This is a genomic window from Ruminococcus callidus ATCC 27760, assembly GCF_000468015.1.
Classification (GTDB): Bacteria; Bacillota; Clostridia; order Oscillospirales; family Ruminococcaceae; genus Ruminococcus_C; species Ruminococcus_C callidus.
The window spans coordinates 36,361-38,015 of record NZ_KI260426.1; the positions used below are offsets into that span (position 1 = coordinate 36,361).

The 1,655-nt window shown below is 53.7% G+C and carries 2 protein-coding genes; one reads left to right on the forward strand and one right to left on the reverse strand.

All coding sequences use genetic code 11. From position 1 onward, the window contains the following. Positions 1 to 115: 115 nt before the first annotated feature. A complete protein-coding gene (locus RUMCAL_RS09610) occupies positions 116 to 835 on the reverse strand; it encodes an RsmE family RNA methyltransferase (protein ID WP_051343790.1) in 720 nt (239 codons plus the stop codon). 112 nt (positions 836 to 947) lie between these two features. On the opposite strand from RUMCAL_RS09610, the gene RUMCAL_RS09615 reads away from it, so the two are divergent. Next, the gene (locus RUMCAL_RS09615; RefSeq protein WP_040647783.1) at positions 948 to 1,595 is read left to right on the forward strand and encodes a hypothetical protein; all 648 of its coding nucleotides are present in this window, start codon (positions 948 to 950) and stop codon (positions 1,593 to 1,595) included. Positions 1,596 to 1,655 lie beyond the last annotated feature (60 nt).

Genomic DNA, 1,655 nt, shown 5'->3' on the forward strand with positions numbered 1-1,655 from the left:
TGTCGCACAATCTTTGTGCGGTATTGCCTAAAAAGCAACTTCACAGAAAATACGAAACGGCATGACCGAAAAAGTCATGCCGTTTTTTATATGCTATGTTGTGATATATAGATTTTCAAAGGTTTCCCGTCCGGTGCATCACAATAGAAATCGCCGCCAGCGGTGCCGTTTCACAGCGGAGGATCCGGTGTCCCAGCCAGACTGCAACTGCTCCGTTCTGTTGCAGCTGCTCCGCCTCTTCCGGATCGAAGCCGCCCTCGCTGCCCACGATCAGGGCAATGGAACGGCAGTCGTGCAGGTCTGCCTCATCAAACCGGACACCGCCGCCCTCGTACAGCAAAATCGCACGGTCTGCCTGCTGCATCTCCGCACAGGCCTGTGCAAAGGTCAGCATGGGAGCGACCTCCGGAATGATGCCCCGTCCCGCCTGCTTTGCCGCAGAAGCCGCGATTTTTTGCAGCCGCGGCAGCTTCTTCTGAAACTCCGCCGGCTTGGGACGGGAGATGCAACGGCGTGTCAGCACGGGAACGATTCGTGTGACTCCCAGTTCCACGGACTTCTGAATGATCTGCTCCAGCTTGTCCGCTTTGGGCACTGCCTGATATAAGGTCAGGGACACCGACGGTTCCGCCGCACACAGTTCCGAGGAAACCACGTCCAGATGGACTTCTTCCGGCGTAATGGACCGAATCCGGCACTGGTAGTCCCGCCCGTAGGCACAGACTGTCAGCATCTCCCCCACACGCATTCGCAGAGCCAGTCCGATATGGCGGGCATCGGGGCCGGTGATGCACACATCAGATTCGTCTAGTTCTTCTAAAAAAAATCTCGGCATAACGATTTCCCTTTCTATATTGTTTTCACATAATCTCATGTTCTTGGTTGACAACCTGCCGAAAATGTGCTACAGTATAAGGTAGCATATCATCGAAAGGAACTGATACCTCATGACATACAATCGCAATACATTCCGGCGGATTCTGGTCTGTGCGACCGCTGCCACACTGCTCTGCACCGGTTTTGCCGGCTGCTCCGACAGCAATTCCTCTGACAGCGAATCCGGCGTGAACATCGCCATGGAAGATCTGGAATACGGTGCCACTATGCGGGACGACGACAGCCGTGCAGTGCCGCTGGAATACGACAAGCGTTTTCTGGAGGACGGCGAACTGGACGCACTGGCAAACTACTACGCTTCGATCCAGAACGAGGACGTGGAACTGTTCCAGTCCTGCACCGTGGAAAAGTACATGGAATCCCTCTATGAAAACGCCTACGGCGGACTGCTGGACGACAACGCCTATGTCACCCAGCAGAAGGAAAGCTATGAAAAGCAGCTTAGCGGTGACATTCACTTCTCGCAGATTCTGGTAAACGACTGCCTCAAACAGGACGAAACCGGCTCCAATGCGGAATACCTCACCGGCATGCTGAACGAACTGAACGAGGACAGCAACTATTGTACCGACCACATGGAAAGCTGCAAAACGCTGACCGTACAGCCGGTACTCACCAACGGCACGGACACGGTCTACTGCGACGAAGTCACCGTGTTCCTCATCGAACTGGACAACCAGTACTATGTCTGTGCATAAAAGACAGCACTTCACAAAATCACATGCTCAAGGAAACACTGAATAAAGCTTGTGCGTAAG

Bases quoted from the DNA above. Each gene is read 5' to 3' on its own strand.
- RUMCAL_RS09610 (WP_051343790.1), bottom strand. From the start codon at position 835: ATGCCGAGATTTTTTTTAGAAGAACTAGACGAATCTGATGTGTGCATC.
- RUMCAL_RS09615 (WP_040647783.1), top strand. From the start codon at position 948: ATGACATACAATCGCAATACATTCCGGCGGATTCTGGTCTGTGCGACC.